General features: G+C 54.8%; 5 protein-coding genes. All 5 read left to right on the top strand.

What is annotated here, in order from left to right; genetic code table 11:
- Nucleotides 1-78 precede the first annotated feature (78 nt).
- The gene (secD, locus tag NTW95_05545) at nucleotides 79-1,626 is read left to right on the top strand and encodes a protein translocase subunit SecD (GenBank protein MCX6556884.1); all 1,548 of its coding nucleotides are present in this window, start codon (nucleotides 79-81) and stop codon (nucleotides 1,624-1,626) included.
- Between the two features lie 9 nt (nucleotides 1,627-1,635).
- A complete protein-coding gene (gene secF / locus NTW95_05540; GenBank protein MCX6556883.1) occupies nucleotides 1,636-2,808 on the top strand; it encodes a protein translocase subunit SecF in 1,173 nt (390 codons plus the stop codon).
- Nucleotides 2,809-2,944: 136 nt separating this feature from the next.
- Nucleotides 2,945-3,643, top strand: a complete 699-nt coding sequence (locus NTW95_05535) for an energy transducer TonB (GenBank protein MCX6556882.1) — start codon at nucleotides 2,945-2,947, stop codon at nucleotides 3,641-3,643.
- A 58-nt stretch (nucleotides 3,644-3,701) separates the two neighbouring features.
- Nucleotides 3,702-4,376, top strand: coding sequence for a MotA/TolQ/ExbB proton channel family protein (locus tag NTW95_05530; protein MCX6556881.1), 675 nt, complete (start codon nucleotides 3,702-3,704; stop codon nucleotides 4,374-4,376).
- A gap of 12 nt (nucleotides 4,377-4,388) precedes the next feature.
- A partial coding sequence (locus NTW95_05525) for a biopolymer transporter ExbD (protein ID MCX6556880.1) occupies nucleotides 4,389-4,580 on the top strand: 192 nt, incomplete at its 3' end.

Raw genomic sequence — 4,580 nt, 5'->3', positions numbered from 1 at the left:
TAAATTAGCCAGCTGCATACGTAAAAAATCTGATGATCTTTTTAACAGCTGTTGTAGTAGGATAAAAGGAGAAAAAAGATGGACAAGTCTATGACCTGGAAAATTGGATTGATCGTGGCCGTGGTCGCCCTGTCGATCTGGCTGATGTGGCCGCTGGACAAAAAGCTGAACTTGGGGCTCGACCTGAAGGGCGGGATGCACCTGATCATGGAGGTCGAGACCGACGAGGCCATCGCCATCCAGGCCGACATGAGCATTACCCAATTGAAGGGCCTGTTCCGGGACGGCAGCATCAAGTATGAGAAGGTCGTCCGCAGAGGCTTTAATAGGATCGAGATCACGGGCACCCTCTTGGATGACGAGCGCAAGATCAAGGACATTTTGGACGACGATTTCCGCGATTGGACCTATACGGTCGGAGGCAACCTGGTCTCGCTGGCCCTTCGTCCCAACATCGAACAGCAGCTGCGCGACCAGTCGGTGGACCAGGCACTGGAGACCATCCGCAACCGAGTCGACGAATTCGGCGTGGCCGAGCCCACCATCCAGAAAGAGGGTTTGGCCGGAGACAAGATATTGATCGAGCTCCCCGGCATCGACAACCCGGAGCGGGTCAAGAGCCTGATCAAGAGCACGGCCATGCTGGAATTCCGCTCCGTCGTCTCGGGGCCGTTCCTGACCGAGGAAGCGGCCCTGAAGGATTACAACGGCAAGCTTCCCGAGGACATGGAGATCGTCAAAACCAATCCCCGGCGCCTGGAAAAGGGCTTTTACGTGCTGAAGGCGGCCACCGTCGTTCCCGGCAAGGACCTGAAGAGCGCGCGCCGCGCCCAGGACGAGTACGGCGCCCCGGCCGTCGGCTTCTCCTTCAATGCGCAGGGATCGACGCAGTTCGAAAAATTCACCGCCGCCAACATCGGCAAGCAGCTGTCCATCGTCCTGGATGACCGCATCGAGAGCGTGGCCACCGTCCAGGACGTGATCTCCGGCGACGGCATCATCCACGGCCGTTTCACCGTTGACGAGGTGGACGACATCGTGCTGGTCTTACGCTCCGGCGCCCTGCCGGCGCCGCTGAAGTACATCGAGGAAAGGACCATCGGCCCCTCGCTGGGCGCCGATTCCATCCGCAAGGGGCTCATGGCCTGCTTTGGCGGCTTGCTGCTGGTGGTGCTCTTCATGCTGGTTTATTATAAGGCCGCGGGCTTGAATTCGATCCTGGCCCTGCTGTTGAACATGGTGATCCTGATGGGCATCATGGCGTATTTTCATGCCACTCTTTCCTTGCCCGGTATCGCCGGCATCATCCTGTCCATCGGCATGGCCGTGGATGCCAATGTATTGATCTTCGAACGCATCCGCGAGGAATTGAAATCGGGCAAATCGCCCAAGTCGGCCATAGACGCGGGTTTTAAAAAAGCGTTTTGGACGATCTTCGATTCCAACCTGACCACGGTCATTTCGGCCGTCTTCCTGTTCCAGTTCGGGACCGGACCCATCAAGGGGTACGCCATCACCCTGATCATCGGCATCGCGGCCAGCATGTTCACCGCCATATTCGTCTCGCGGGTGATCTTTGACCTGACCTACGGCCGGCGAAAAAAGCTGTCCAAGATCAGTATATAGGAGTGCACTATGTATTTATTCAAAGAAGTTCCCAATATCAAATTCACCAGTAAAAGGTATTACGCTTTCGCCCTTTCAGGTTTGATCATCCTGGCCGGCATCTACATGTTCTTCACCCGCGGTTTCAACATGGGCATCGATTTTTCCGGCGGCACCCTGATCGAGGCCAGTTTTCTAAAACCCACTTCCATCCCACAGGTCCGCAGCATGCTGAGCAAGGTCAGCCTGGGCGACGCCCAGATCACGCGCATCGGCAGCGAGAATAAGTTCTTCATCAAAACCATGGCCTCATTGAAAAAGATGAACATCAGCAATGAGACAAAAATGGAAGGCGTCGAGGAATACGAGCTCGTGGCCAGACAGATTCGCAACAGCATGCTGGATAGCGCCGAAATGGATCAGGAGACGGCCGGGAAAATCGACCTGAACAATACGGCCGAAGGCGAGATCGCCCGCTTCCTGCGCGACAAGGGCCTTGGCGATGAGGACGCGCTGGCCAGCGCCAAGATCATCATTGACCTGCGCAAGGGCAAAAACGGCATCATCACCGATTTTTCCGCCCTGGAAAACGCCGGCATCAAGCACCGGGTCATGACCGTTCTGCGCGATAATACATTTTTGAGCAAATTCACCTTTTTAAGCGTGGAGTTCGTTGGCCCGCAGGTGGGCAAGGACCTGCGCCGCAAGGCCGCCCTGGCCTGCGTCTGGGCCCTGATCGGCATGCTGGTCTACATCGCCTTCCGCTTCAAGTTCCTCTATGGGCTCTCCGGCATCCTGACCCTGTTTCACGACGTGCTGGTCTCCCTGTCGTTCGTCCTCTTCTTCCGCATCGAGATGTCGCTGCAGGTCGTCGCCGCCATCCTGACCATCGTCGGTTACTCGATCAACGATACGATCGTGGTCTTCGACCGTTTGCGCGATAACCTCAAGATCATGAAAAAGGACGACCTCGAAGCCATCCTGGACAAGAGCCTGAACCAGACCCTGAGCCGGTCGATCTTCACCTCGTTGACGGTTTTCCTGACCGTCTTGTCCCTTTACCTTTTCGGTGGGGAAGTGATACGGCCTTTCGCCTTCACCATGCTGGTCGGCGTCATCGCCGGGTCGTACTCGACCATCTACCAGTCCTGCGCCTGGCTTAAAGTCTGGGAAAAATATTTCTTAAAAAGAAAAAAAAGTTGAGAATGTACTTGCTTTATTCATTTTTTTATTGTATAAAATAGCTTGGAAATATTAAAAAAACTAAACAGGGAGGCGTAGCATGTTTGGGGATTCAATGATAATATCTTCCGGTACTCGCAAACATACTCAGAAATGGATGATTTTGCCAATTTCTCTCCTTTTTCATGCCTTACTCATCGCATCCGTCGTGGTCGTTCCCCTGATGATGGCCGATACCAATCTTCCTCAGGTTAAAGTGACCAACGTCTTCGTCATGGCTCCGCCTCCGCCTCCGCCGCCGCCTCCGGCCGCGGCCAAGAAACGGGGCAGCGGGGAGCAGAAGGCGGCCGATAGCGCCAAGAAAGCCAATCAAAACCGGCCGATCATCGCCGGCCGCTTGGTGGCTCCGATCGAAGTTCCCACCATCATCCAGGAAGAGGATGTGGGCAATTTCGCCGGCATCGAAGGCGGCGTTGAGGGCGGCGTGGAAGGCGGCGTGGAAGGCGGCGTCGTGGGAGGCGTTCTCGGCGGCGTGGAAGGCGGACAGCTCATGGACAACACCCAGCAGGCCATCCGCGTAGCCAGCGTGCAGAGGCCCAAGAAAATCAAGGAAGTAAAGCCGGTTTATCCGCAGATCGCCTTGACGGCCCGCATCCAGGGCGTGGTCATCATCGAAGCCATGACCGACATCTACGGCCGCGTGCGCCAGGCCCGGGTCATCTCCGGCCACCCGCTGCTCAACGATGCCGCGCTGAGCGCCATCAAGCAGTGGGTCTATGAACCCTACATATTGAACGGCATCCCCAAGCCGGTCATCTTCACAGCCACGGTAACCTTCACCCTGGAAAACCAGTGATGAACGGTATTCTCGCCCATAAGGAATTTTAAAATAATCTTAATTTAGGAGGTCTATTATGTCATGGGATTTAGTTGAAATGTGGCACAGTATGAGTCTTATTCCAAAGGCGGTCGTTATCACCCTGGTGCTGATGTCGGTGTATTGCTTCGCCACCGGCATTGAGAGGCTCATCGTTTTCGGCAAGGCGAAAAAGCAGTCCAGGATTCTGTTGAAGCTTATTTCCGCGCTCTGGCAGGAAGGAAAAATTGATGATTCTATCAAATTGGCTTCTGATAAAAGATTCAAGAACAGCCACCTTGCCAAGGTTCTGGTTGCCGGCTTGAACGAACTGCAGTTTCAGCAGGACAGCAAGTCTGCTCACGCTGAAGTAATCGAATCCGCCCAAAGGGCCATTGAAAGAGCTACGATCAAAGGCGTTCAGGAATTTAAAAGAGGCTTGAATGGTCTGGCGACCATCGGCTCCACCGGTCCGTTCGTCGGCCTCTTCGGCACGGTGTTCGGAATCATCACCGCCTTCCAGGGCATGGGCGTATCCGGGTCCGGCGGTATCGGCGCTGTCGCGGGCGGCATCGCGGAAGCCCTGGTCACCACCGGCTTCGGCATCATCGTCGCCGTTGTCGCCGTGTGGTTTTTCAACATCCTGCTCAACCGGGTGGACGTCTTTACCGGTGAAATGGCCAATGCTTCTTCAGAACTGATTAGTCATTTTATCAAGCTGAAAACGAAGTAATAGGAGCAGATCATGAGTGTCGAAATTGGCTCTAAATCTGCAAAATCTGAACCCAATGTGGTCCCCCTTTGCGACATTTTGCTGGTGTTGCTGATCATCTTCATGGTCGTGACGCCAATGATTTCAAAAGTAGCCAACGTCACTTTGCCCGAAGCCAAATATGTTGCCAGTCAGCCCGATCCCGGCCAGATACTTACCGTTTTT

The sequence above is a fragment of the Candidatus Aminicenantes bacterium genome, from assembly GCA_026393795.1.
GTDB lineage: Bacteria > Acidobacteriota > Aminicenantia > UBA2199 > UBA2199 > UBA2199.
This window is presented reverse-complemented; position numbering and strand designations above follow the sequence as displayed.

Bases quoted from the DNA above. Each gene is read 5' to 3' on its own strand.
- secD (MCX6556884.1), top strand. From the start codon at position 79: ATGGACAAGTCTATGACCTGGAAAATTGGATTGATCGTGGCCGTGGTC.
- secF (MCX6556883.1), top strand. From the start codon at position 1,636: ATGTATTTATTCAAAGAAGTTCCCAATATCAAATTCACCAGTAAAAGG.
- NTW95_05535 (MCX6556882.1), top strand. From the start codon at position 2,945: ATGATTTTGCCAATTTCTCTCCTTTTTCATGCCTTACTCATCGCATCC.
- NTW95_05530 (MCX6556881.1), top strand. From the start codon at position 3,702: ATGTCATGGGATTTAGTTGAAATGTGGCACAGTATGAGTCTTATTCCA.